Here is a 26840-nt window from a genome sequence, read left to right as displayed (position 1 = left end):
TTAGCTATCCATCGCTTACTTTTTATTCAAAACTCTTACAATGCGAAAACCAAGGTCATAATCCTTTGCATTGGTATGGTCATAGTCTCTATTGGTCACTTTGCTATATATAGATGGGCTTTCCCATCCTCCACCTCTTGTAACATTCACAATAGCAGTATTTTGTATTTTAACCTGTAGCTCAGTCGAACCAGCACCTTCTTTCTTAGGGTTCTTTAATGGACTCTTTTTATAAAAATCTTTATCATAAGAGTCATAACACCACTCCCATACATTTCCACTCATATCATATATGCCAAGCTCGTTCGACTTTTTCGATCCAACTACCTGGGATTTCATATACTTTAGACTATCCTCGTGGTTGTAATTATCATGGTAAACCCAGGCCACTTCGTCTACACGTTCTGAACCAGAATAGGTTCTTCCTTTGCTCTTTTTACCTCCAGAGGCAGCATACTCCCATTCTGCCTCTGTGGGAAGTCGGTACGTTTCTCCTGTAATAGAGGAGAGCCATGTACAGAAATCGTTGGCATCATACCAACTGACTAAAACGACAGGACGACTCTTTCTACTTGATTCAAGGTCATACACCTTTTCTCTTTCAGTAGCCAAACAAAATTTATCGTATTGATCAAAGGTGACTTCAAATCGAGAAATATGGAAATCATCTAATATAATTTCATGTCTAGGAAACTCATCTTTGTACCCCTCGTCATCTTGGCATCCCATCATAAATTTATCTCCTTTAACTTTGACCATCTTAATGTTCAGATGTTTTGCTCTCTCGGTATAATTGCGATCCTGACGAGAAAGAAGTGCACACGATGAACTTATGAGTGCCAAAGAAAGGGGTAGAAGAACTGCTCGAATATATGCTTTCATTTCATAAAAGTTTTAGTTGTCTCAAATCAATATCTGATAGGAGAGAAATCTATAGTTTTGGTTATTTTCTTTGAATAAAATAATCTTTTGGAAGTCATTTTATTCTAAAGAAGTGGTTAAGATTAACGCTAATCTAATTTATGAAAATATTCCCATTCCCCAAAGTGTTAAATCCACTAACTCCCTGTTATCTAACTTACATTCTTACGCTTCAACCTTTATACCTTGTATCACAACAAAAAATTGTATAAACTGGTGCGTCACGAGGTGTGCGTCTAATATAAATTAATAAAAACCAAGTAGAATGAAAGAGTCTACCAACCCAATTTGCCGTTCAGGTTGAAGATCTTATGATATGGTAATTTGTAAACAAATATTATGAAGCTCATATGAATCGGACTTGTAGTCTGCATCAGTCAGGCTTCGTTAAACGAATTTAGCAATTCCATACCTGTACCCAGCGCTTCGCAATGGGATAGAAAATTCAGCACCTTGAGTGCAAATTGATTTAAAAACAAAATCTGCGTTCATCTGTGTAATCTGCAGATATATTTCCCCGTGTGCCACAACTCTTAGTGTCTTTGCGCCTTCGGGGTTCCCATCCCTTGTGTGCCACTTACAATAAAATATATGTGTTACATTTAGTCTCATCAGATCCATATTTACCGAAGTCGATCTCCTGTATCCAATCCAAATGTATGACATTTTTATCCGTTAGCTTTTGTCTCAGCTGAAGATTCTTCAAAGACAATCTATTTTACCTCACACTTAAAATAGTGACTGCCATAGAAATGAGTACCCAAAGGTTGAAATAGCATGGCCCAACAATGATAAGATCTATTCTCTTTTTCTAGACTATCCCATGAGATATCTATGCTTTCTGGATTGGAGCAAGTGTGAGGACCCAAGATATGATGTTGATTTTTATCTTCATTATAACACACGACATAAAGAGTGGCACCATGTTTAGGCCAGAAGTCCTTCCATGTAATATCTAAATGTATCTGCTCAGTGGTAGCAAGTGCATCAATATGCTGTATACCACTTTCTGGATCAATACTCATCTTGACTTTACTAAAATCGATTTTTAAGTCAGGGTATTCACCGTCAATAGCATGCAATAGCATGTCTGACCGAGCCGCATTATATCCTGATACTTTAGGATTCTCTGTTTTGAATGATATTCGAATCACTTCTAACCATTTCTTCAGAAAAGGACTCACTAAAGACATCTTCATCTGTTGGACTTTTTGCTTCAACGTGCTCTTTCGTCTGGATCCTCTTTTGGGCTTTGAACGAACATAATTCTCTCCCCACATCTCATAATAAACAGTATTTCCAACTGTTCCTAACAGATTACCTCTTTTTTGTTTTCCCATGATTAATTTGTTTTTATTATTATACAAATGATTATTTATTTAAAAAGCTTTCATTCATAGTGGCTTGTCGTTTAAAGTCTTATTCATTATAAGCCATTTTTTCATGAATGCATGTTGGAAAGACAATCGTTAAAACTGCTCGATTTCAATGTCAGGGGCAAGATTCATTGATGAATCTCAGAATATAAGATTCATTGATGAATCTCAGAATATAAGATTCCTTCTTATAAAGGAATCTATTTCTTTCGACTAATATAAACAATTATTTTCTTTTAATCAAAATAGGCTAAATGGTTGTAGTGGATAGATCTCAAACTATGTAAATATTTACAGATTATTTCTATACTTGATTCAAATAGACCATGATAAACCGATCAATACGGTCAATCGAAATATATCTTATCCTGAAAGAAAATTGGTTGTGAATAGTTTTATATTCAAAAAAGGTTAGCGAATTGTATTCAGATAGTTCATTCATCTATTTAACAATTTTGATGAATGAACTATCAACAAAGTATCCTTGAAGTATCAATAAACTACGGAGAAAACCTATAGGAGATAACTGTTTTTAATAAAGAAGAGAAGAGTTAATAAAATTGGATGTGTAATATCTACAGCCAACTAGTTTCAATTTGCTTTTGAGATAATCAGTACGAGTTCATTTACTTTGCACTTCTGACTTACTTTTTAAGCATATTAACAATTAATAATGAGCAAACGTATATTGGGACAGAGTTGAATTAGTGCATCAATATCAGAAGGTATATAATTTAACCCATAAATTGAGAATGATCTTCTCTCATACAGAAGTAAAATAAGCTGCCTCTACGAAACTTGAAAGGTGGTTTAACGAAGTTGAAGTATCATGTTTAGATCCTTTTAGTAAAATATCAAACATCATCCTCAGCCACTACTCAGATATCTTAAACCTCTTTGAAAATAGAAGTAGTGAATTAAAAAAATGAAGATGATTTTAAGTCCCTAAATCATAGAATACAAAAATAGGTATCTGCCGTTACACTGTTTATATGTAGTGGCTTAATGAAAATAAATAAAGAAGATAACTTTAATAAATTAAGAGAAGAACTTGTCTATAATCCAGAGAAAATAAACAAGTTCTTTGCCTCTTAAATTTTATGAAATGGCCCTGTTTATAATTGTATTATTGATATATCTAAAGGAATACAAAGTTTATTTATCGATAGAGAATACTTCTAATGTATTGGGAGTTGAATACCTATTTTCCAAAACTTCTCAAATTGACCAATCTTTTCTTCTAACAGAGGTCTATCAATGAAGTTCTCTTGCCTATCGAAATTTGGATAGATGATGCAGCAATTCAGCAATTCATCTGATTCCGCATCTAGCTTCTTACGAATATTTATATCTCTTGCATAGGCTGATATTTGTCGAATGTTATCGATATCATACTTGCTTTTATTATATATCATTTTGTATTTGGTGTCTATCACGATTTTTTCATCCTTTTTTGTAAAATCGACCGATCCATATTTACCACTTACTTGATATTGGATTTGATTACCAAATGCCTCTTTTAATTTTCCTAATACATATAATTCGAATAGCAAAGACATATCAATCCAAAATGGTGGCGTTTTTTTCTTCGCATGTTTGTTTGTTTCCGATATTGAATAGGCAAATCTTTTTAAAATGAGCTTTGCCAATTTCAAAGCTTCAGCATATTCCTTGTAAACAGGGTTGATTCTAATGCGTTTGATCATGATGGCATCTATATCATCAGAAACACCATCGAAAGCCGACATACAGAAATTATATATAGTTTGAGTTTTGTAATTCAGCTTGCATTTGTTGATATAAGAACCTGTAAACAAAAGTGTTTTTTTTAGTATTTGATTTTCGAGACAGTCTACTGAATACTCCTGATAATTGCAATAATTATTATCAAAGCGCCCGTTTGAGATATTGCTTTTAAAATGATTTGAGAATTTAATTTTACCCTTTACTTTTGATTGAAGATTCTCCTCCACTCTTATATAATCTCTCTTTAATCCTTTTCTTGCTAAATTTCTAACTGAGCCCAAAAAGTGAACAATCAACATAGGTGTTATATCAAGAGGTGCAGAATCTGTTTCGATTTGCGGATTATCAACATCGATGTAATATATTTTATCCAAATATTTATTTAAATGTGGCCCATTTAAACAGTCCATAAACATGGATAAAAAATCCAAATTCTCAATCTTAGGATTCACTTGAATTGCTGCCTCATTCACATCTAACCAATCAATACCTACAAAATAAGACGTATTCATGTTGGGATTTAAACCAAGAAATTTTACTTGGTCCTCAGAGTATGAGAAATCAAGTTTTAGGCCTTTTATTTGCTCGATTTCTTTCTGTGAAAAAGAGTGATGCTCTTTTGTGTTAAAAACAATCATTTACAGAGATAAAGTGTCTATTTCAGTTTTGATATCATTCAAGGAAAGTACTAGCAATCCATCTTTTATATATTCACATAACAATGGCTTTATTTCGTAATCCAGCTTCAATAGCAATTCATCATCATTTTTAGCCATAAAGTAAGAGTGCCCTACCATAATATCTTTGGGCTGAAACTCAGGAGATGTGTTTTGTTCAACAAGTTTCCAAACTTTATCAAATAAAGTAACCGCTTTGGCTTTTAGAATTTCATTGCTTGAATAATATCCTTCTATTTTCTGCTTATTTGATTCCAAAGTAACAAAACCAAAACGCCTGCGAACCGCATAATCAACATGCCCCAAGCTGCGATCTGTTGTATTCATTGTCCCAATAATGTATAGATTATCGGGAACTCCAAATTCGTTGCCAGAATAAGGTAATCGGCAAGTAATCTGATTCATTTGCCCCAACCGTTTATCAGCTTCTAAAAGGGTGATTAATTCGCCAAATATTTTAGAAATATTACCTCTGTTTATTTCATCGATTATGAGTACATAATTTTTACCTGCATCATCATCTTCTTTATAGCCATCAATACTATTCTCGTCTTTAGGATGATTATGGGAATCTTTTTGAATCGCTTTTTCACACATTCTCTTAAAAATACCTGAGGCTATTTCATAAGATATTTTACCATTCTCGTTACTAGGTTTAATACCTTCGATAAATTCCTCATAGTCTAAGGATTGATGAAAAGTTGTAAAGACAATTTGATCATTATTAACAGCATCCTGATAGGCATTCATCACTATTTTTCGATTAGAAAAATCAATATCAGTTTTACCGATAACCCTTAAAGCAATTTCAGCAGTAGTATAGGTTTTACCAGTTCCTGGTGCTCCCTGGAGTATTATTTGTTTTTTTGCATTAAGTAGCTTTACCGATTCCAAAACTTTTTTTTTCTTATCAATTTCCATAAAAGCTTCTCTAAGGTTCTCTTTAAGTTTAGTAATAATCGAACGATTACAGCGATATGCCTGATCAGTCAAGGTTGATCTTTCTCTTTCTGTGTTCTTATCTCCATCCCATTTAAATACCAAACGAGAAAAATATTTCTTGTCAACATCTTCACCTCTCTTAGCAATAAACGCTTTTACTAATAGTACTAGATCATGCCAATGATTATTGTTCTCTAAATTATGATGGTATTGATTAGATCTTCCTTCCTCAGTTATTCTCTGAATAGCCCCTGTTTTGTCATTATTGGCAAGAGATATTAGAATATCTCTAAACGAATCATCAGATTTTTCAATTATATCCTCAATTACTAGATTATTTAAATCACTTTCATCACTCTCTTTGGGCCATGAATGTCTTTCAATATCAAGCCAGTATAGTGGAGATTTAAAATATTCCAATAATTGATCTCTATTTCTAACTCCATTTATGTTTCTTACATCTCTATAATAAAGTTTATTGGTAGTATACTCACGGCCTTGAAACTTATATTTAACTATTAATACGAGTTGACCATTATCTCGTTCCTCTTCAGTAGTAACATCATTTTCAATGATATCTATTGAATTAAACAATTCAATTAAATCTATAAATATTTGCATACTAAATCTTCTACCAATTAGCTAATCCCCCTGTTTATGATTGCTAACAGGGCTTGTTCCTAAAATTCAGACATAATTAAAAGGTCGATAATTCATATTATATTTGGATTACTAAAAACATATATAAACATCGACCATTCAAACAACAAAATTAGACTATTTTATAATGACCTGCAAATTAAACTTAATAATAGAAGTGCTTTTGGGGAAAGGGCGTTGGGAGAGATGCATGAGTGAAAAATCGTGTTGATCTATTGAATGGATTGGTTATTTGAATTGAGAATTGTCGCATCAAACCTTCAGTTAAGCTAAGTTTTTTACCGTTGGGTTATGTTCGAATTTCCTTTCAGGGAATGTTGCAATATAGAAGAAAAATCAGTGATTACTTTACAACGGAATCTATATCGAAGAGCCAAACAAAGTCGAAAGAATAAGTTTTACGTACTATACGACAAAGTTTTCTATTGTATATCCTGCGAGAATCATGGGTTCGAGTACGAAGGAATAATGGTAGTGTAGGCATTGATGGGATGCGTATAGAAGATGTTGAGCTTTACGGTGTCGACCGATACTTAGAAGAACTAAGAGAAGATTTACGCCAACAAACCTATCGACCAGAAGAGGTAAAGCGCAAGCTGATCGAAAAGGCAAATGGCAAGACACGTCCTTTAGGTATTCCTACAGTCCGAGATAGAATTGCACAGACCGCGTGTCTTTTGGTTCTTGAACCGATTTTCGAGGCGGACTTTGATGAAAGCTCTTATGGGTTTCGCCCAGAACGGAGCACCAAAGGAGCGATCAGAGAGATAAAGGAACAATTACAAAAAGGAAACACCACAACCTATGATGCAGATTTAAGCCAATACTTTGATACTATCCCACATTCAAAATTGATGATTGCTTTAAAGGAGCGGATCACGGATCCAAGGATTTTACGACTAATCAAGAAATGGCTAAAAGCCCCCGTAAAAGACGGCAACAAAATGACAGGCGGTAAAAGTAATCATTTAGGCACCCCACAAGGTGGCGTAATATCCCCATTGTTGGCCAATATCTATATGAATTTACTTGATCGCATAGTCAACAATACACAAAGTCTTTTTGGAGTTTCAGGCGTAAAAATGATAAGGTATGCGGATGACTTTGTTCTGATGGGCAAGATCATAACAACAGATGTTAAGGATCAACTTCATCATCTTTTGACAAGAATGGACTTGGTCTTAAATATTGAAAAGACCGAGCATATTGATGCGAAAGAGGCTAGTTTTACGTTTTTAGGTTTTACGTTTCGTAATGATAAAGATCTTTATGGGCGAGATCTACGGTATATAAATATTGTACCGAACTCGGATTCAGAAAAAAAGCTACGATGGAAAATATCAGATTATTTAAAAAGGCGTGGACATAAAAACCCCACGGATTTAGTACGAGGACTTAATAGCTTAGTAAGAGGCTGGATTAACTACTATGAAATAAGAGGAGTTACGAATACCTCGGTAAGTAAGCGCAAGTTGCGATACTACTTAAGTCACAAACTGTTTCGTTATTATCGACGCAAAAGCCAGCGAAGATGTAGGCATTATGGACCCAATACCTTTGAGACATTAGTTCGTTATTACGGATTAATCGATCCTACCCAATACCATCCTTGTTGACCTTATTTGTGAATGCTTTAGACAAAATATACAGGAAAGCCGTATGCGGGAAAACAGCACGTACGGATTGATGAGGGGGCTGGAGTGCATCTATTATTGCACTCACAGCTCTACTCTACTGGCTAGATTTTCCTTGCCTATCTAGTTATTCTACTATCTTAAATTGGCACCTCCATATCGGATGATTCTGTTTCCTTGTCGATTGAGCTGTTTGTATAAAGCAATCTGCTTGTATTGATTATCGATTTCAGTTATTACCATTGCTTCGTTTTTGAATACTTCTATCCAGATGGAGTAGTGACCAGTACTTTTTGCATTTGAAGCAATTTGTTCCGCCATTACCTGGATTTTTGCCTGATTCCATCTATTAAGGGCATCTGATGCTTGATTCCAAGCAACTTGTCTTGATATCCATCTCGTATCAGCTTCTGTGGGTTCATTCACACCGCCAGGAATTCTGTCTAATCCCATTAGATCAATTGTAGAATTTGCCAAGGATTGAATATTTGCAGGTAAATTGCTTTTCGCTTGAATTACATTTGCTTGTGAGTATTCAAAAGCCAGATCTGTATTGTCAATATCTGGCCATAGATAACCAGTACGATTGGCATTGCGATTGCTTTTAACTGTATTGCAATATTTACATGATAGTAGAAAATTACTCCAGCTTAACGGAGCACCTCCATTTTTTCTTGGAATAATATGTTCCACTTCAATCATATTCCAAGTTGGCATTTCACAATATGAACAATAATAACCAACTACCTTCGCAAGATCGTGACGAGCTTGTCCGTGATCTGTATATGTTTTTGGGGCATTTCCTTTATCAACAGGTCTCATGAATTATTTTTTGAGATTATTAATAATTCGTTCTTGTTCAATGATGGCATAATAAGCTGAATCTTGAGCAAAAGGTTTCATTGCATCATCAAACTCCTGTTTTAATTCAGGCGTTTCATTACCATCTTTAACTGCCTGATAGTATTTTTTAGCCACTTCGAACATGAGCAGTCTTTTTTTACTCCATTGTGGGTTGACCATATCTTGATATTCTTCAGCAATATCTTCGATACTAAGGTTATTGGCTGAGCCTATTTTTCAATCTTGCTATTTTTTAACTTGATTAATTGATTCACTTCTGTTTCTTGTATGAGGAAAGGAGAGTGGGTTGTGCAAACAAACTGAACTTTAGGAAATGTAGATTTCAGTCCTATAATAATTTGTTTTTGCCAATCAGGATGCAGGTGTAGATCTAATTCATCGATTAACACAATCCCTGTCGTTTGAATTAATGCGTCTTCTTTTATCTGTGGATTTAAGGTGACACATTTATGCAATATCGGCAATAAGAGCTAAGAAGTTACGAGTACCGTCGCTTAGGTATGAAAATGGAAGTGTACGACCATCTTGTAGTATAACTTTAAGACCTTGTGGTTTGTCGGGGTCAAACTCGTAATAGATATTCTTACAATCAGGTATATTACTGATAATTGCTTCTTTTACGATTTTATAATTGGTGTCAGTAACTCCTTTTTGAATTTTGGACAACTCTTTCCCTTTGTACCATTTTATGAATTGTTTAAATGTAGATTTGGCTTTTAAACATTGCTTATAAGCTCTTAGTCGTGATGCAATTTCAGGAGTTTTACTTTCTTTGTCTTTGGTTTGTCTAGCCTCATCAAAAAGTCGTCCTGTCGCATAATAAGCTAAGATTGGAAGGGTTATATCTTCTCCAGATCTAATCATTTTATCGTAATCAACACCTGTTTCTTTTATTCTTTTTGCGCCGACAATTAGAGTGCGTCCATTTAATTTGTTTAATTGTCGTGTCCAATTAATTTCTTTATGATTAATAGTGCCATTTGCCGTAACAATAACTGGAAAACCAAACTCTTCGGAATCCTCAAATGTTTTAATCATCACATCTTGTGATAAGATATGTCTTGAATCCGTATTGCGAATTCCTAGAAATAATGAGCCCATTGAAATAGTTAATGCTTCAAGAATTGAAGTCTTTCCACTACCGTTATCGCCAATAATTAGGTTAAAACCAGAGTGCAAGGGGATTTCAATTTCCTCATAACCTCTGAAATTTTTTATGTGAAGTTTATTAATTATCATGACTTTAATTGTTTTTCTTGTTTAGGTTCATCGTAACTAACTCAATAGCTCTTGCTGCTTGTGATTCATTTTCAATAATCTGGAACACTTGACTTGCAAGCCAAAGAGCTATAAACTCGTTTTGATCCGCTCCTAGTAGGTGAGCTAATTTTATCACCTGCTCTCTCTTTGGTCGTCGTTCGCCACGTTCAATTTTACTGTACATTGGCGTGTCGATTTCTAATTCGGCAGCTAATTGTCGTTGCAACAATTTCTTCTCGTCTCTTAATTCTTTTATGCGTTTCCCAAAAAACATGACTGTTTTTGTTTAGACTTGTCAAATATTGGCTAATGTAATAAAGAAAAGTCAAACAAAAGAAAGGTCGAGGGAAATATTTTAGGATAGGTTATCCTTCTATGATTTGTCTAATCCATTGAATCTGCGACCATACTGCTTCGTGTCTTCTTTTCCAAGACTCCAGCCGATATCCAGACCTTCCGTTCAAGCTATGTTTATTACCTTTGGACTAGGTTCGAATTCCCTTTCATGGAATGTTGCAGCATAGAATCGCGATCTGTGACAATCCACTTCATGTCTTAGTAGTGAATTTAAAGAACCCGTGTTAATCCGTCTAATCCGTGGCTCTTCCTCTTTAGTTATATGCATTTTATGACAAAAGTGTGCCGATTTTAGGAACTTTTGGTTGGATGACCGAGGTATTGTATTTTCTAAGGAATGATAAGCTTAGGATTGTCCTTTGACATGGGGGAAATGGGGGAGGCGGATGGGGGTGTGGGAATAAAAAAAGGGACTACGCTTGTTGCAGTCCCTTGGTATATGTTTTTTTGTGTCGTATTATTTTCCGATACAGAAGTTCTTGAAGATGTTTCCTAGTACTTCGTCGGTGTTGATGGCACCAGTGATTTCGCCAAGGTAGTGCATACATTCGCGTATGTCTTGGGATACGAAGTCGTTAGAGATACCTGATTCGATACCTTGGATAACACGGTCGATGGCTTCGCCTGCTTTGGTTAGTGCTTCGAAGTGTCTTGCGTTAGAAACAATGACATCTTGTGTGTTAAAGTTTGCAACTTCGGATACTTCTAGTAGCAGAGAACGGAGTTGCCCGATATTTTTCTGCTCTTTGGCAGAGATAAAACATAGCTCTTCGTTGTGTGCCAAAGGTAGTTCAGAGAGAAGGGTGTCGATGGCTTGCTTTCCAGCCACATCGGCTTTGTTTCCTACAATGATGACTTGTTGTTCGTCAGAGATTTTTTCACGAACTTCATCTAATCGTTCTATATTCTCTTTGATCGGGCGAGATAGGTCCATCATATAAAGAACAACTTGTGCTTGTTGTAGCTTCTGGAAGGTGCGCTCGATACCAAGACTTTCAATCTTATCTTTGGTGGTTCGTATACCTGCAGTGTCAATAAAACGGAAGGCTACCCCTTCAATGTTAATGACATCTTCGATGACATCGCGAGTGGTCCCTTCGATCTCAGAAACGATTGCTTTCTCTTCGTTAAGAAGGGCATTTAATAGTGTTGACTTTCCAACATTAGTTTCTCCTACAATGGCTACAGGAACTCCATTTTTGATGGCATTACCTAATGAGAAAGAGTCTGCTAGACTATGAATCATTTCAGAGATGTTGTTTGCTAGATTCGTCAGTTGTGTACGATCTGCAAATTCTACTTCTTCTTCACTGAAGTCCAGCTCCAGCTCAATTAATGATACGATTTGTAGAAGTTCGTTGCGAAGAGACATTAACTCTTTAGAGAACCCTCCCTTCATCTGATTCATTGCCATTTTGTGTGATGCTGCTGAGTTGGATGCAATCAAATCGGCTACTGCTTCTGCTTGACTTAGATCCATCTTTCCATTGAGAAATGCTCTTTGGGTGAATTCACCTGGATTAGCTAATCGTGCACCGCTTTTCATTAACAGTTGAAGTAGTTGCTGTTGGATATATTGTGATCCATGACAAGAGATCTCTACTACGTCTTCTCCTGTAAAAGAGTGAGGTGACTTAAAAATAGAGGTGACTACTTCATCAATTACTTTTTCCCCCTCTTGTATTGTTCCAAAGTGAAGCGTATTGGCTTTTTGATCCACCAGTCGTTTCCCCTCTTTTGGTGAGACAAAAACTTTATCGGCAATGGTTATTGCTTCATTACCAGATAGACGAAGGACTGCTATTCCTCCTACTCCAGGAGCCGTACTAATAGCACATATGGTAGATTGATCAATCATATTTTTTGTAATTACATTCAACTGTTATCGTGTTCCTGCCAAATATTTTTTGCTGTTTATTGGACAGAATGGCAAAGGTAGTGATTTATCTGTTTATAATGATGAGTTATGCTATACTTTGAATGGTGGATGTGTTGTGACGAATGAATGGAATAAGTATGACACAGATTAAATTCATCACGAAGATACGAAGAGTTTTGGTCGTGTTGCAAGGGGAAACAATAGCACACAGATTGAAACTGATCGGACAGATAGACACAGGATTTTTATTCCATACAGCAACATTCTCTGAAAGGGAAACCAAATTTAGCCCAATGGTGGAGACCATAGTTTGACCGTAAGGTCAAGGTGTCGGTTGGAGCCTTGGGAAATCATGTAATCATCAACTGAAGGCTGTAAGTCTGCCCCAAGACGATCTTGGGTTGTGGTATTCTTCTTGGTATGTCATGTCGAAGAGTTGATTTGGGCCAGGCTTTCAGCCCTTGATTTTTGATGGATGGTGTACCCAATGCTCATTTCTATGTTGCGCTTGGGTGCAATATATTTATTTCACCATTGGGCTATGTTCGGCCACCCTTTTCGGGGCTTGGTTGAAATTGTTTGGATGTACAAAATCTGTGACTGCCGCTGCGAGTGCAGCGCTTTAGCTCGACATCATGTGTCAAGAGATTGAAAACTTAGTATTGCTATTGGGTGGTGTTGTGGTACGATGCCGAGCAGGAGCTCGGCGTTCCCAGTAGTTGTTACGTACGGAATGGCACACAGATGAAACTTAGCGTGTTCTTTTCAAATCGGTAACATAGGGCGGTAGTCTTATGTTTGTTTATGTCCAACAGAAATGAACAGGATTAGTTGTTTTGATAAGTATTAAGGTTTTAAAGGCCTTTTTGATTATAAAACAGGTGTTTGAGCTTGATTTCTCTACTATAATTTGACTATATTTAATGGGTGATAATTAAACATGGTGGTTTATTGACTTTTGATATTAAGATGGAGTGAAAGAAGTGGTTAAATCGTAACTCTTTGCTTTAATATTCTTGTTTGATTATCTCACAAAACTGATTATAAACTTACAAAATTTAAACACGTATGAAGAGATTCATTATTCTTCTTGCTCTAGTCCTAGGGTATGGTTCATTATTTGCAATTGATATTATTCCTGAGCCAACTAAAGTGGTGGAAAAGCAAGGTTCATTCCGTTTTCTTCCTAGTATGAAAGTCTATGCCCCAAAAGTGTTTGGTGCAGAAGCGGAAATGCTTTCTTCTATCATGGAGACCAGTCACGGTTATACACTAGATGTGATTTCTAAAGCGAAAAAGGCTTCGATTGTTTTTGAAAAGGTTAAGTCTTGGCCAGAAAAACTTGGGGATGAGGGGTATCGTTTAACAATTACTCCTGATCAAATTACAATCCAAGCGAAAGATGCCAAAGGGGCTTTCTATGCGGTGCAAAGTATTCGTCAGTTACTTCCTGTTGTAGTGGATGGCTATTATTCGACTCCTTCTGTTTCGTTGGATATTCCATGTTGTGAGGTAGAGGATAGTCCGATGTTGTCATGGAGAGGTTATATGTTAGATTGTTCTCGATACTTTGTTTCGGTAGATCGAATTAAGAAGCATTTGGATCTGATGGCATTGTATAAGATGAATGTTTTTCAATGGCATTTGACAGATTACCAAGGGTGGCGTTTGCAAATTATGAAGTATCCAGAACTTACTAAAGTAGGATCTACTCGTAATAATACAATCGATCAAGTAAGAGGAGAAACATTTTACAATAACCAAACACCTGATAATGGATTCTATTCACAAGAGCAAGTGAAAGAGTTGGTGAAATATGCAGAGAAGCTACATATTACCATTGTTCCCGAGATTGATGTTCCTGCACACTCTATTGCTGCAATTGCTGCTTATCCAGAGATCTCTTGTTCAGGTAATCCTGCCGAGGTTCGTTCTTTAAAAATTGGTGGGATGAGCAATGTGCTTTGTCCAGGTAAGGAGGTGTCCTTCCAATTTGTTGAAGATGTGTTGGATGAGGTCTTTGCGCTATTCCCATCTAAGATTGTGCATATTGGAGGCGACGAGGTGAAGAAAGACGGTTGGAAAAAGTGTCCTCATTGTCGTGCACGAATGGAGAAAGAGGGTTTGAAAGATTATGATGAGCTTCAGTGTTATTTCATCTCTCGTGTGGCCCAATATGCAAAGAAGAGAGGGCATGTCGCTATCGGCTGGGACGAAATCTTAGAGGGTGGTATTGATCCAAATGCTATGGTGATGAGTTGGCGAGGTGAAAAAGGTGGTATTAAAGCTGCGAAGATGCACCACAAAGTGGTGATGAGCCCTAATAGCTATTTGTATTTTGATTACTTACAATCTACAGATAAGGAGAATGAGCCCTACGTACGATTTAAAAAAGTATTAACGCTTGAAACAGTGTATGGTTACAATCCTATCCCAGCTTCATTGAATGCGGAAGAACGTAAATTCATCGTAGGGGCACAAGCAAATATGTGGGGTAATTTTACTACAACCCCTGCTCATTATGAATATATGACATATCCTCGTTTATGTGCACTAGCTGAAGCAACATGGACTCCTAAGAAAAACTATAAGCATTTTGAGTCTAAGTTAGAGAAGCAGTATAAGCGTTTTGATGAGATGCATGTGGCTTATCGCCGTCATGATAAACAGTAGGGAGTAGGTTGTACTGATTATATCTATAAATGAGCTATATCCTTGCGTTCTATTTTGTTTGTTCTTCACTCTGTAGGGTAAGGTTATGCTTCTATTTTTAACCTTGTCTATGCAAAATGTTTTCACAAGTCTTTATAGCTCATCTATTAATCCAATTGGTATGAGATGAGATTCAATTGGTTGGCAAAAATCTAAACTTAATCATGTTATGAATAAAAATCTAAAATCATTGTGTGTGATCGCTTCAACAATATTGTTGGGCGCATGCCATCATCAGGAGTCTAAACGTCCGAATATTCTTTTTGTTATGGCGGATGATCACACGTCGCAAGCTTGGGGAATTTATGGTGGTGTATTGAAAGATTACGTTCATAATCCCAATATAGAACGGTTGGCAAATCAAGGTATGGTATTTGATAACTGTATGTGTACCAACTCTATTTGTGTGCCGAGTAGGGCTTCTATTATGACAGGAACCTATAGTCATGTAAACCAGGTTTATATGTTAAGAGATCGCCTCGATCCTGAAAGACAGAATGTTGCTAAGTTATTGCGAGCCAATGGATATCAAACAGCTTTAATTGGTAAGTGGCACTTAAAATCTAAACCTTCAGGGTTTGATTATTTTAATGTATTGCATGATCAAGGAAGGTATTGGGATCCGATCCTTAAAACAACATCTAATTGGGAAGAAGGAGCTAAGGGTGGTGCAGTATACTCTGGCTTCTCCACCGATGTTATCACAGATTTGACCATTAATTGGTTGAAGCATAGGGATCAAACGAAACCTTTTATGATGATGTGCCATTTTAAGGCTACGCATGAACCGTTTGACTATCCTGAACGGTTTAAAGATTTGTACAAGGATCAAGAGATACCTTATCCATCGACTTTATTAGATTTTGATAAAGACAAGAGTGGTCGAACTTATGATGGCCAGCAGTTGGAGAATCTTGCATGGAGGTGGGAAAAGGCAAGTGAAGCTCCAGATAAATGGTGGTGTAAATATCCCGGTTTGCCATTTACAACTGAAGGCTTGGATTCCATCGAGGCTAGAAAGAAAGTCTATCAGAAGTTGGTGAAAGATTTTATGCGTTGTGGTGCTGCTATTGATGACAATATTGGACGACTGCTCGATTATCTAGAGGATGCAGGGTTGGCTGAGAATACTATTGTGGTTTATACTGCCGATCAAGGTTACTTCCTCGGGGAGCATGGTTTCTTTGATAAGAGAATGATTGCTGAAGAGTCGCTTCATATGCCTATGGTCGTGCGCTATCCAAAAGAGATTAAGGGAGGGACGCGAAATAAAGAATTGGTTTTGAATATCGATTTCCCTGCAATGTTTGCTGATTATGCAGGTGTGGTTAAGCCAGATTGGATGCAAGGGAATAGTTTTAGACCCTTGCTACGTGGAGAACATCCTAAGAGTTGGCGTACATCGATGTATTATAGATATTGGGAACATGCTCCCATACGACCAGGGCATTTCGGTGTGCGTAATGATCGTTATAAGTTGGCGTTTTATTACGGAGTGCCGATGGATGCAGATTCAGACGTTGCAAGAAGTGCTCCTCAATGGGAGTTTTATGATTTAGAAAAAGATCCTAAGGAACTTCACAACGTTTATCATACCCCTGCTTATCAAACACAAATATCCATAATGAAAAAGGAGTTGATTAGATTGAGAAAAGAGGTTGGTGATACAGATCATTCGCGTCCATGGATCAAAGAGGTAGTACAAGAAGCAGCGATATAGATCATATATTAATGGAATTGGTATTATTGATTTTTAGATATTCTCAGTAAGTTTAAGAGGTGTATTGCAAAATACTAAAGTGTCATAAATATGGAACTGATTAAAAATAGTCGAACTTGGTTGGGAGTGGTCTGTGCTCTTACTCTTGGCTTTACCTCGTGTAATGAGCACGAGACAAGAAAACCTAATATTGTTGTTATTTTTGCAGATGATATGGGGTATGGAGATTTAAGTTGTTACGGAAGTCCCAATAATAGAACTCGACATATTGATAAAATGGCTGAAGAGGGCGTTCGTATGAGATCGTTTTATGCAGCAGCTTCACTGTGTACTCCTTCGAGAGCATCTCTACTTACAGGTAGAAGTTCAGTGAGAAATTGTCCGATGAACTTTGATCCCCAATCAAAGGGTGGTTTGCCTGTCTCTGAAGTGACTTTTGCAAATTTGCTCCAAGAGCAAGGGTATCATACGATGGCTATTGGAAAATGGCATCTTGGACATCAGCCCCAGTATCTTCCAACACGAAGAGGATTTGATCATTTTTATGGATTGCCATATAGTAATGATATGCTGTTGCCATGGTGTCCATGGTTGAATGAAGAAGAGAGTCGCCTGTATATTTATGAAGATGAGACGAAAGCAAAAGAGATCAATCGGGATCAAGATAATTTAACTGTTGATTATACAAACAGGGCCATCTCTTTTATCAAAAAAAATAGGTCAGAACCATTTATGCTTTATCTTGCTCACAGTATGCCACATGTCCCAATTAGTACTACTGATGAGTTTAGAGGAAAATCGAAGGGTGGACTATATGGAGATGTTATTGAGACCATTGATTGGAGTGTAGGCCAGATTCTGAAGACTTTAAAAGATCAAGGCCTCGAAGATAATACATTGGTGGTCTTTACTAGTGATAATGGTCCGTGGCAAGACCTTCCTTCAAGAATTACAAAGAATGGTATTCGTATTACGGATGTAGGTAGTACTGGAGGATTGAGAGGTTGCAAAGCATCGACTTATGAAGGTGGATTTCGAGTTCCAGCCATCATTCGTTGGCCTGAAGTGGTTCAGAAGGGAGTTGTGGTTGATGATGTGACTTCGACATTAGATATTTATCCAACTGTACTACATCTTGCAGGGATCTCTGTTCCCAAAGGCCTCACTATTGATGGTCATAATATTTGGGAACGGCTGACCGGAGAGAAGTCGGATGTCTCGAAACCATTCTTTTATGTAAAAGCAGACTCATTACAGGCTGTACGTCATGGTATGTGGAAATGCCGTATTACTGATGTTGATGGAGTGCAGCTGTTCAATCTAAATGATGATCCTGCAGAAAAGTTTAATGTTGCCGCTCATTATCCACAACAAGTGGATCGATTGAGAATATTGATGAAATATTTTGCAAAGGATAGTGGTTCTAAGACTGCATTTTAAAGTTGAGATCTGATAGGAATTAGGTTGATGTGCAAGAGAAATTGTAGCACACAGATCAAACAGATGGAGACTGATTTTTATTCTATACAGCAACATTCCCTGAAAGGGAAACCAAATTTAGCCCAATGGTGGAGACCATAGTTTGACCGTAAGGTCAAGGTGTCGGTTGGAGCCTTGGGAAATTATGTAATCACCAACTGAAGGCTGGAAGTCTGCCCCAAGACGATCTTGGGTTGTGGTATCCTTCTTGGTATGTCATGTCGAAGAGTTGATTTGGGCCAGGTTTTCAGCCTTTGATTTTTGATGGGTGGTTTACCCAAGGCTTATTCCTATGTTGCGCATAGGCACAACATAGGAATAAGCCTTGGGCTATGTACGGTCACCCCTTTTGGGGCTTGGTTGAAATTGTTTGGATGTACAAAATCTGTGACTGCTGCTGAGAACGCAGCACTCTATCTCGGTATTATGTGTCAGGAGAGTGAAAGATTAGTATTGCTATTTGGTGGTGTTCTGGTACGATGCCAAGTTGAACTCAGCGTTCCAAGGGGTTGTAGTATCTCTCTCGTGCCAGGCATTGGCATAAACATGGTCGTATGGAATGTAGAATGTGTGGAGCAAGTGAACCCCTAATGTCGCAAAGGGGTGAAGTGGGTTTTCACGGACTTTTTTCTCTACTATTTGCACTGAAAGGATATAAGGGAGTGGGATGGTTGTTTAAGGAATGGTTCTTAATTTTTTTAATGCTCTAAAGTGTTGAGATCAGATAAGTTACTTTGAAATTAGTAGATCTACAAGTGAAAAAATCTTTTTAATATTAAAAAGTGTATCTATATTTGTGTTGACTTTATGGTACATGATGCTATGATTGGATAGTATATGTTTAAAAGGGAATCCTGTGATAGTCTTTCGTTTGACTCGATTCAGGAGCTGTTCCCGCAGCTGTAATCTCTTGACTCCTCTCTAAAATGAGAAGGAGTACATTATGAATGTTTGCCCACTGTCTTTAATATTAAAGATGGGAAGGGGTTTGTAATGATAAGAGTGAGCCAGAAGACCTGCCATATTGATCGTATCTGTAGCTTTCGGGAGAAAAGCAAAGGTGCAAAGGGCAAAATATGATTGTTCCCTCATGATATGGAACAGTATATTCGAACTTCTGTATTCCCTCTCCGAGAGCTGTGTTTTTATTTTTTATTAAAATGAATAAATACAGCAAATCATGACATTAGAGATTATTAAGCGTGATGGTAGTCGGACTACTTTTCATTCAGACAAAATTGTAAAAGCAATCTATTCGTGTTTTCACTCTTCTCTTCACGACCATAATGCAAAGACTAAGTCTCAAGCCTATGGTATGCCAGTTGTCGATCATTTTTTAGATAGGGATGAGGTGACTGTGGAAGAGGTCCAAGATATTGTCGAGAAGACTTTAATGGAAAATCAAGAGTATGATGCCGTGAAATCATTTATGATTTATCGTTACCAGCATCAGAGATCCGTAAAAGATCTGTTTTCTAATATTGAAATGGTTGATAGTTATCTTGAGGTCAAGGATTGGCGAGTAAAAGAGAGTGCGAACTCATCTTATTCACTCCAAGGGTTAAATCAACATATCTCTACATTGATTAGTTCTCAATATTGGTTGAATGAGCTTTATCCAAAAGAGATAGCTCAAGCTCATGAGCAGGGTGCATTACATATTCATGATCTCGGTTTTCTAAGTGTTTATTGTGTTGGCTGGGATTTAGAGGATCTTATTTTAACAGGGTTTAAGGGGGTAGAGGGAAAGATCGAAAGTGATCCTGCAAAGCACCTCAGAACCATGTTGGGGCAAATAGTAAATTTCTTTTATACCATGCAAGGGGAAGCTGCTGGAGCTCAGGCATTCTCTAATTTTGACACTTTGATGGCTCCATTTATCCACTATGATCAGTTGACATTTGAAGAGGTTAAACAAGCAATACAAGAGTTTCTTTTTAATGTGAATGTACCTACCAGGGTCGGTTTTCAGACCCCTTTTACTAATATAACAATGGACTTAGTTATTCCTGAGAATTTTAGAGACCGTCATGTGGTTATAGGAGGTGTCGTACAAGAGGATTGCTATGGTGCATTTCAAGACGAGGTCGACCTATTTAATAGAGCTTTTGCCGAAGTTATGGTTGAAGGGGATGCTAATGGAAGTGTGTTCTCTTTTCCTATTCCAACTTATAATATTACAAAAGATTTTGACTGGAACAACACCAATTATGATGCGATTTGGGAGATGACATATAAATATGGGATACCATATTTTTCTAATTTCGTGAATTCTGATTTAAACCCTGATGATGTACGGAGTATGTGTTGTCGTCTACGTTTAGATAAGCGTGAGTTGCAACGAAGAGGTGGAGGTCTCTTTGGTGCTAATCCTTTGACTGGATCCATCGGTGTTGTGACAGTCAATCTTCCACAGTTGGGATATTTGTATAAGAGTAAAGAAGACTTTTTTGCTGCTTTGTTCAAGAATATGGTTTTGGCTAAAGAGAGTCTAGAGATTAAAAGAAAAGTGATTGAACGATTTACGGAGCAGGGATTGTACCCATATTCTAAATTCTATTTAAGGCATCTACATAAAAGAGATAAAGCCTTTTGGAATAATCACTTTTCTACTATCGGTATTATTGGCATGAATGAATGTTTGATGAATATGATCGGTGAACCGTTGGTCTCTCGTAATGGACATGCATTAGCTGTTGAAATTATGGATTTTATGAGAGAATGTTTGTCAGTATTTCAAGAGGAGACAGGACATATTTATAACTTAGAAGCCACCCCTGGTGAAGGCACGTGTTATCGTTTGGCCAAGATCGATACAGAGCAATTTGATGGGGTGTATGTCTCAAATCATCGAGCATTTAAAGAAGATGGAGCTGCTCCATATTATACGAATTCAACACATGTTCCAGTGGATTATAGTAATGATTTACTAGAAGTGCTTTCACTTCAGGAACCTCTACAGACACGTTATACCGGTGGAACTGTTTTTCATACGTTTGTTGGTGAAAGACAGCTCAATGGAGAAGCTGTCAAGAGGTGGCTACAAAAGGTGACCTCTAATTATAAACTCCCATATATTACGTTGTCTCCAACTTTCTCTATTTGTCCTGAACATGGGTACTTATACGGTGAACATTATTATTGTCCTAAATGTGAGAAACGAAATAGAAAGAGGGTTTGTACAGTCTATTCACGTATTGTTGGATATCTTCGCCCTGTTAACCAATGGAATAGTGGAAAACAGTCTGAGTTTAGAGATCGAGCTCTTTTTGACAAGAGCTCTAAAACATTCCTTGTTTCTGAAGTATAATGAATGATCCCGATTTAAATATTCCTATGGGAGGTTTTATCCCTTGTAGTATGACTGATTATCCTTCTCATATTTCATGTATTGTTTTTACTACAGGATGTAATATGCGTTGTCATTATTGCCATAATACTAATTTGTTGAGAGAACGAAATTGTGATAGTAATGATGTCTTTTATATGAATCAAGTGAAAGATCATGTTAAGAAACATCGTATGATGTTGGATGGAGTTGTGATTATTGGAGGAGAGCCTACTATACATGAAGATTTGATTTCTTTGATCTCGTGGATTAAAACCATTGGGCTTAACGTGAAACTAGATACTAATGGGACCAATTTTAATATGGTTAATACATTGGTGACGGATGGTTTAGTGGATTATGTTGCCATGGACCTAAAAGCATCTTTGTCTTATGAGTCTTACTGCTTGGTAGTTGGAAGAACATTTCGAAAAGAGCTGTTTGATAACGTGCTTAGGACGAAAGGGTTGCTCGAGAAAGGGGCTGTTGATTATGAGTTTAGAACAACATTATCTGACCGGTTACATAAAGATGACCTATTGAGGCTGGCAGGACAAAAAGAAGGACGTTGGTTTTTGCAACAAGTTGAGGGGCAGAGTTCCTGTTGGTCATTCACTCAAGAAGAGTTAAATGTGTTGAATGAAAAGTATAAAGGTTATATTTCCTATCGTTAGGGGATTGTTATGTGTATGAGGGTCTAAAGACCTAATTTTTTTCGAAAGATTGAAGGGGTGTTCAAGTCGTGAACACTCCTTCTTTGGCCTATTATTTAAACAAAAAAGGTAGCTTACTTTTGAAACAGAAGTAAGCTGCCTTTATGTAAGAATATTAAATATTTCGATTCATGTGCATCGAAATAATTATATTGAAAGCTCTGGGAAAATGGTTGCAATATCCTCAGGGTCATCTAAATTCTTCTGTTGAACCAATAACTCTTTAAATAGTGATTTTACTTTCGATTGGTATTTCTCTTGTAATGAAAGATCGTATAGCTCTTTTGGATCTTCTTTCAGGTTGTAAAGTAGAACCTTCTTTGCTGCAGGATATACAATTAGTTTATAGTCTCCTACACGCACCATTCTTTGTGCATTAAGATAAGAACCATAGATTGCATCATAGTTATTTGGCGCCTCTTTATCTTTACATATAGATAATAAGCTATTAAATTCTACATATGCTGGTTTCTTAACCTTTGCTAAATCCAAAGTGGTTGCCATTACATCTTGAAGGTATACAAGCTGCTCTCTTTTTTCGTTTTGAGGAATAGATGGACCAATAACGATTAATGGTGGTTTCATGCTATGCTCATACATACTTTGTTTTCCTACCAAACCATGTTTTCCTACAGCTAAACCGTGGTCTGCACTGTATATGATATAGGTGTTTTTATCCTGACCTGTACGTTTTAACTCTTTGATGATACGTCCGATTTGAGCATCTAAATGGGTAATTAATGCATAGTACTCAAGACGGTTTACTTTTATTGAGTAACGTGTACGTGGAAATGGAGCTAGTTTCTCATCTCTTAATTTCTTTCCACATTTCATAGCATCTTTCCATGGATATTCAGGTAAAAAGCTTGTCGGGATCTTGATCTTTTCTACATCATACATGTCGATATACTCTTTGGGAGCTTGACGAGGATCATGAGGTGCATTAAATGCAATATACATGAAAAATGGCTTTTTACTTTTCTTGCTTTGATCTAGGAAACCGATTGCATCATCTGCAACAACTTCTGACCAGTGTTTACCACCTTTCCAGTAACCACCATTCTTAGTGTCCCAAGGTTTCCAGTTGTCATCATCCTTGCTAAGAGGTCTGTTGTAGCCAGCAGGAGTTTGGTTTGGCATTCCTGGACGCTCGTGTGCAGTCGTTTTAAAGATATTTTCGACTGGGGCTTTGACATGCCATTTACCAGTCATATACGTATCATAACCTTTAGACTCTAGTAATTGTGCCCACATCATCTTCTGTTCGGCTCTCTGAGGAAAGCTCTTTTCATTGTTCTTTGCATGCCATACAGTCATTCCTGAGTTCATCATAGCTCTACTTGCTACACACACAGCTCCGTTCCAAGCCCCCATATTATAGGTGTTTGTGAAAGTTACACCTTGGCTTGCTAATTGGTCTAAATTCGGCGTGATGATCTGATCATTTCCAAAAGCATGAACCTCTTCGTTACAATGATCATCTGCAAATAGAAATAGAATGTTTGGGCGCTTTTTTGCATAGCTACTTAATGTGATTAGTAGCATTACCCCTAATGTGATTAGTTGTTTCATGTTAATTTTTAAAGATTTTAGTCGATTAAGAAATCTCATATAAAAATAGTGAAAAAGTAAGGGGATTGAAAAGACCACACGGTAAATGGGATAATTTTGTTATGATTTGATCTATCTGTAATGATTATTAGAACAATTTATGTCTTTAATGAAACATAATGGGACATTTTTATGTCCTTATTATTTATAGCTAAGATCAGGATAAGTATTTAATGTCGATTATTTATGTTGATGTCAACCTTGTTTTGTATCCTTGACTATGGGCATTTATTGGAAGAAGAGTCTTATGGCAAGATCCGTTATGAATAACTTGCCATAAGAGTATAACTAAAGTTTAATTATGGAAGTTTAGTATCCATGTTTTTCCATTGATATCCTCGATTATTATTTGATCGAAATCATCTTCAATGTTTTCAATACCAATGGTTGCTTTAGCTCCGAGAGGTAAGATTAATCCATGTGGTCCCGTTTTAATTTTTGCAATATAGTGGTTTTTAATTTTCACTGCATTTGCGAGCTTTTTATCTTCCCATGTTCTAATTTTTTTACCCTCTTTGTAAAGTGTTATACTAAAGATATAGCTGCCATAAGTGTCAATACCTTGATCTCTCATGATATCAAAACTTATCTCATTATTGTTTCGAGAGGCATTTTGAATAATATAATTCGGGTTTTTACTTAAATTATGCAAGTCACCCCACACACCACCATGGAAATGTTGGTTGGTCCCAAGCATAACTATACCCATAAAAACTGCAGACCATAGTATTATCCTTTTTGAAAGTTTTGTAGACATAGAAGAGGGAAAATCATAGCCCATAATAAAAGGAGCCAAAGGTAATTTGCATAGTGGAGAATTCGTCTTTGATAGATAATGATCTAAAGAGTAGTTTCCTGCTCCGGTGAACAAAAGAACAAATCCCGTAGTCATACACAAAACGCCAATTTGCCATTCGTCAAGACATGTTGTTCCTATCCATCCTGATCCTAATAATATTCCTGCTGCCAAACCGATAGATCCGAGGGCTGCAAGTCTAGTAAAAATTCCTAAGAAGAAAGCAATCCCTATTAAAGCTTCAGTAATCGTAAAGATAATCATCGCGAGGTAAAGCATATCTGGATTTTCGACCATCCATTGTATTATCGGTTTTATGAAAAGAGCATTAGGTAAAAAAGCATTGAATTTCTCTCCTACATATCCTGGTAGATCAGGATTTAATTTGTTCATAAGAATGACTCTTCTCCAGAATGCAGAGAAGTAGATCCAACCCATAACAACTCTTAATATTAGAGGAATGGATTGATATATTGATGTATTACGATTGTTCTCCATGATAATCGAAGATTGTTTTTTAGTGAATTTTAAAAAGTATGTGATGATATACAATGAGAATATTTATCCTCTTGTTAAATCAACAACATCATTAGATAATAGTTTAAACAATCTTCTTTGGAGGAGGAGGGCATATCCCAATAAAAACTTCTTTTATGAATCTATTTTTTAAGATATTATATTGGAACACACCTGTATATATTATGTTAGGTTTTTCAGTGATATCTACAATGTCAATGATAATATTTGTTGATTGACAGAATGCATGACTTGTTGATGTGGGTGCATCTTTGTCTGCCTTCTTTCCAATAATCCAAGAAGCTCTTTTTTTGCAGAAAAAGCTCTTTTCAACAGGAGTTGTGTATGGTTTAGATGCAAACACAATCAGTCCAATGATAACAGAGAGTATCATTGTTGTCAGCCTATTAGATATCTTATGTGTTGATCTGATTTCCATCCTTACAATGATATCTAAACCAGCTATTAGTTGCAAATGATTAAATACAAAATAGCTTTATTCTTGTTAAGCATCGTGAAATATCTAATCAACTAGAACGATATATTGATCAATATATAGCCTTCATCACCCAAAATAACTCGGGTTATAAGTGTGTATTCAATTTATGGCAAAACTAAATGATCTAATTATAAACATCTAAATCAATATGTTAATCCATTACAGTCGCTCTTTTATTAGCTCCATATATATGGTGTGAGCTGATAAACATGATAGTTTAGCCAATTCGAGAAGAGAAGATGTGCATGAGAGGCCCATATCTTTTGAGGTGTTTCTGAAGGGTCGTTGTTTGGAAAATAGTTGGCTGGAATCTTCGGTTCAAGACCTTTCAATTGATCTCTATCGAACTCTTGTTTTAATGTCTTTCGAGCATATTCGGCATGTCCCGATACAAAGAGTTGACGGCTATCTCTAGACATCACCATATAGACACCAGCCTCAGGGGACGTCGAGATTATCTCTAGCTCTGAACATGCCTTAATGTCTTCTGCTTTCACCTCACTGTTTCTCGAATGGGGGATATAGAATAGGTCGTCAAAACCTCTTAAAATAGGATGAGTTGGACATGTTAATGTATGTGGGTATACTCCAGATAGCTTTTTTCTAAGAGGGTGTTTCTCTAGTCCATAAAAATGATAAAGTGCAGCCTGTGAAGCCCAACAAATAAACATACTACTTGTAACATGGTCTTTTGACCAATCTAAAACCTCTTTCATCTCTTCCCAATAACTTACCGACTCAAAAGGAAGGTGTTCTATCGGTGCACCTGTGACAATAAGTCCATCATATTTCTGATCTTTAACAGAACTAAATGGTCGATAGAAATTGTCTAAATGGTTAATATTCGTGTTCTTAGAATGGTGGGTTTCGAGGCGAATGAAATCGATCTCTACCTGTAATGGTGTATTTGAGAGAAGTCGCAATAGGTCCGTTTCTGTCGTTTCTTTTACTGGCATAAGGTTGACTACAGCGATTCGCATCGTTCGAATATCCTGACTTTCAGCTCTCTGGGCATTCATCACGAAAATGTTCTCATGTTCAAGCTGTGATATTGCAGGTAGTCCGTTGGGTATTTTAATTGGCATCTCTATTTGATTTTTAGTGGTATGACGTGGATTGAATCTAAGGCCAAGAATGAGTCTGTTTTAGA

Annotated in this window: 20 protein-coding genes and 1 riboswitch; of the genes, 6 read left to right on the top strand and 14 right to left on the bottom strand. The window is 36.7% G+C overall.

Annotated elements, in window-relative coordinates; all coding sequences use genetic code 11:
- Positions 1 to 15: 15 nt before the first annotated feature.
- The 4 genes from K5X82_02970 to K5X82_02955 form a co-directional block, all read right to left on the bottom strand.
- The gene (locus tag K5X82_02970) at positions 16 to 882 is read right to left on the bottom strand and encodes a formylglycine-generating enzyme family protein (GenBank protein QZT37870.1); all 867 of its coding nucleotides are present in this window, start codon (positions 880 to 882) and stop codon (positions 16 to 18) included.
- A gap of 752 nt (positions 883 to 1634) precedes the next feature.
- Positions 1635 to 2261 (bottom strand): DUF6266 family protein, encoded by a 627-nt coding sequence (locus K5X82_02965; protein QZT37869.1) that lies wholly within the window; start codon positions 2259 to 2261, stop codon positions 1635 to 1637.
- 1214 nt (positions 2262 to 3475) lie between these two features.
- Entirely contained in the window at positions 3476 to 4681 is a 1206-nt protein-coding gene (locus tag K5X82_02960) for an McrC family protein (protein QZT37868.1), read from the bottom strand.
- The gene (locus K5X82_02955; GenBank protein ID QZT37867.1) at positions 4682 to 6283 is read right to left on the bottom strand and encodes an AAA family ATPase; all 1602 of its coding nucleotides are present in this window, start codon (positions 6281 to 6283) and stop codon (positions 4682 to 4684) included.
- A 464-nt stretch (positions 6284 to 6747) separates the two neighbouring features.
- Between K5X82_02955 and ltrA the strand changes: the two genes are divergently transcribed.
- Positions 6748 to 7938 (top strand): group II intron reverse transcriptase/maturase, encoded by a 1191-nt coding sequence (gene ltrA, locus K5X82_02950; GenBank protein ID QZT37866.1) that lies wholly within the window; start codon positions 6748 to 6750, stop codon positions 7936 to 7938.
- A 153-nt stretch (positions 7939 to 8091) separates the two neighbouring features.
- On the opposite strand, the gene K5X82_02945 is transcribed toward ltrA, so the two are convergent.
- The 6 genes from K5X82_02945 to mnmE form a co-directional block, all read right to left on the bottom strand.
- Positions 8092 to 8778: an HNH endonuclease gene (locus tag K5X82_02945; protein QZT37865.1), complete on the bottom strand. Its 687-nt coding sequence runs from the start codon at positions 8776 to 8778 to the stop codon at positions 8092 to 8094.
- Positions 8779 to 8781: 3 nt separating this feature from the next.
- Positions 8782 to 8979 carry a hypothetical protein gene (locus K5X82_02940; protein ID QZT37864.1) on the bottom strand — a complete coding sequence of 66 codons (198 nt, stop codon included), beginning with the start codon at positions 8977 to 8979 and terminating at the stop codon, positions 8782 to 8784.
- Positions 8980 to 9029: 50 nt separating this feature from the next.
- On the bottom strand, positions 9030 to 9275 hold the full coding sequence (locus K5X82_02935; GenBank protein QZT37863.1) for an AAA family ATPase: 246 nt from the start codon (positions 9273 to 9275) through the stop codon (positions 9030 to 9032).
- Positions 9268 to 10059, bottom strand: coding sequence for an AAA family ATPase (locus tag K5X82_02930; protein QZT37862.1), 792 nt, complete (start codon positions 10057 to 10059; stop codon positions 9268 to 9270). Before K5X82_02930 ends, K5X82_02935 begins: the two co-directional genes overlap by 8 nt.
- 4 nt (positions 10060 to 10063) lie before the next feature.
- Positions 10064 to 10354, bottom strand: coding sequence for a helix-turn-helix domain-containing protein (locus tag K5X82_02925; protein QZT37861.1), 291 nt, complete (start codon positions 10352 to 10354; stop codon positions 10064 to 10066).
- 540 nt (positions 10355 to 10894) lie between these two features.
- Positions 10895 to 12295: a tRNA uridine-5-carboxymethylaminomethyl(34) synthesis GTPase MnmE gene (gene mnmE / locus K5X82_02920; GenBank protein QZT37860.1), complete on the bottom strand. Its 1401-nt coding sequence runs from the start codon at positions 12293 to 12295 to the stop codon at positions 10895 to 10897.
- Positions 12296 to 13384: 1089 nt separating this feature from the next.
- Between mnmE and K5X82_02915 the strand changes: the two genes are divergently transcribed.
- From K5X82_02915 to K5X82_02895, 5 genes are all read left to right on the top strand, one after another.
- On the top strand, positions 13385 to 14989 hold the full coding sequence (locus tag K5X82_02915) for a beta-N-acetylhexosaminidase (GenBank protein ID QZT37859.1): 1605 nt from the start codon (positions 13385 to 13387) through the stop codon (positions 14987 to 14989).
- A gap of 208 nt (positions 14990 to 15197) precedes the next feature.
- Positions 15198 to 16748 (top strand): sulfatase, encoded by a 1551-nt coding sequence (locus K5X82_02910; protein ID QZT37858.1) that lies wholly within the window; start codon positions 15198 to 15200, stop codon positions 16746 to 16748.
- Between the two features lie 90 nt (positions 16749 to 16838).
- Complete coding sequence (locus tag K5X82_02905; GenBank protein ID QZT37857.1) at positions 16839 to 18188, top strand: sulfatase; 1350 nt, start codon at positions 16839 to 16841, stop codon at positions 18186 to 18188.
- 830 nt (positions 18189 to 19018) lie between these two features.
- A riboswitch (cobalamin riboswitch) is annotated at positions 19019 to 19266 on the top strand.
- Between the two features lie 141 nt (positions 19267 to 19407).
- Positions 19408 to 21537, top strand: coding sequence for a ribonucleoside triphosphate reductase (locus K5X82_02900; protein QZT37856.1), 2130 nt, complete (start codon positions 19408 to 19410; stop codon positions 21535 to 21537).
- On the top strand, positions 21537 to 22229 hold the full coding sequence (locus K5X82_02895; protein ID QZT37855.1) for an anaerobic ribonucleoside-triphosphate reductase activating protein: 693 nt from the start codon (positions 21537 to 21539) through the stop codon (positions 22227 to 22229). The genes K5X82_02900 and K5X82_02895 overlap by 1 nt, the downstream gene beginning before the upstream one ends.
- 186 nt (positions 22230 to 22415) lie before the next feature.
- On the opposite strand, the gene K5X82_02890 is transcribed toward K5X82_02895, so the two are convergent.
- The 4 genes from K5X82_02890 to metA form a co-directional block, all read right to left on the bottom strand.
- Positions 22416 to 23840 (bottom strand): sulfatase-like hydrolase/transferase, encoded by a 1425-nt coding sequence (locus tag K5X82_02890; protein QZT37854.1) that lies wholly within the window; start codon positions 23838 to 23840, stop codon positions 22416 to 22418.
- Between the two features lie 334 nt (positions 23841 to 24174).
- Positions 24175 to 25173, bottom strand: a complete 999-nt coding sequence (locus K5X82_02885) for a DoxX family membrane protein (GenBank protein ID QZT37853.1) — start codon at positions 25171 to 25173, stop codon at positions 24175 to 24177.
- Between the two features lie 103 nt (positions 25174 to 25276).
- Positions 25277 to 25630, bottom strand: coding sequence for a hypothetical protein (locus K5X82_02880; protein ID QZT37852.1), 354 nt, complete (start codon positions 25628 to 25630; stop codon positions 25277 to 25279).
- Between the two features lie 236 nt (positions 25631 to 25866).
- Positions 25867 to 26775, bottom strand: coding sequence for a homoserine O-succinyltransferase (metA, locus tag K5X82_02875; GenBank protein ID QZT37851.1), 909 nt, complete (start codon positions 26773 to 26775; stop codon positions 25867 to 25869).
- Between the last annotated feature and the right edge of the window lie 65 nt (positions 26776 to 26840).

The organism is Prolixibacteraceae bacterium, from assembly GCA_019856515.1.
Lineage (GTDB): Bacteria > Bacteroidota > Bacteroidia > Bacteroidales > Prolixibacteraceae > Halosquirtibacter > Halosquirtibacter xylanolyticus.
This window is presented reverse-complemented; position numbering and strand designations above follow the sequence as displayed.

What these genes read in the sequence shown, in the direction of transcription:
- K5X82_02905 (QZT37857.1), top strand. Translation starts at nt 16,839, where the DNA reads ATGGAACTGATTAAAAATAGTCGAACTTGGTTGGGAGTGGTCTGTGCT.
- K5X82_02910 (QZT37858.1), top strand. Translation starts at nt 15,198, where the DNA reads ATGAATAAAAATCTAAAATCATTGTGTGTGATCGCTTCAACAATATTG.
- K5X82_02965 (QZT37869.1), bottom strand. Translation starts at nt 2,261, where the DNA reads ATGGGAAAACAAAAAAGAGGTAATCTGTTAGGAACAGTTGGAAATACT.
- K5X82_02925 (QZT37861.1), bottom strand. Translation starts at nt 10,354, where the DNA reads ATGTTTTTTGGGAAACGCATAAAAGAATTAAGAGACGAGAAGAAATTG.
- K5X82_02930 (QZT37862.1), bottom strand. Translation starts at nt 10,059, where the DNA reads ATGATAATTAATAAACTTCACATAAAAAATTTCAGAGGTTATGAGGAA.
- K5X82_02960 (QZT37868.1), bottom strand. Translation starts at nt 4,681, where the DNA reads ATGATTGTTTTTAACACAAAAGAGCATCACTCTTTTTCACAGAAAGAA.
- K5X82_02880 (QZT37852.1), bottom strand. Translation starts at nt 25,630, where the DNA reads ATGGAAATCAGATCAACACATAAGATATCTAATAGGCTGACAACAATG.
- K5X82_02955 (QZT37867.1), bottom strand. Translation starts at nt 6,283, where the DNA reads ATGCAAATATTTATAGATTTAATTGAATTGTTTAATTCAATAGATATC.
- K5X82_02890 (QZT37854.1), bottom strand. Translation starts at nt 23,840, where the DNA reads ATGAAACAACTAATCACATTAGGGGTAATGCTACTAATCACATTAAGT.
- K5X82_02940 (QZT37864.1), bottom strand. Translation starts at nt 8,979, where the DNA reads ATGGTCAACCCACAATGGAGTAAAAAAAGACTGCTCATGTTCGAAGTG.
- mnmE (QZT37860.1), bottom strand. Translation starts at nt 12,295, where the DNA reads ATGATTGATCAATCTACCATATGTGCTATTAGTACGGCTCCTGGAGTA.
- metA (QZT37851.1), bottom strand. Translation starts at nt 26,775, where the DNA reads ATGCCAATTAAAATACCCAACGGACTACCTGCAATATCACAGCTTGAA.
- K5X82_02970 (QZT37870.1), bottom strand. Translation starts at nt 882, where the DNA reads ATGAAAGCATATATTCGAGCAGTTCTTCTACCCCTTTCTTTGGCACTC.
- K5X82_02915 (QZT37859.1), top strand. Translation starts at nt 13,385, where the DNA reads ATGAAGAGATTCATTATTCTTCTTGCTCTAGTCCTAGGGTATGGTTCA.
- K5X82_02945 (QZT37865.1), bottom strand. Translation starts at nt 8,778, where the DNA reads ATGAGACCTGTTGATAAAGGAAATGCCCCAAAAACATATACAGATCAC.
- K5X82_02900 (QZT37856.1), top strand. Translation starts at nt 19,408, where the DNA reads ATGACATTAGAGATTATTAAGCGTGATGGTAGTCGGACTACTTTTCAT.
- K5X82_02885 (QZT37853.1), bottom strand. Translation starts at nt 25,173, where the DNA reads ATGGAGAACAATCGTAATACATCAATATATCAATCCATTCCTCTAATA.
- K5X82_02895 (QZT37855.1), top strand. Translation starts at nt 21,537, where the DNA reads ATGAATGATCCCGATTTAAATATTCCTATGGGAGGTTTTATCCCTTGT.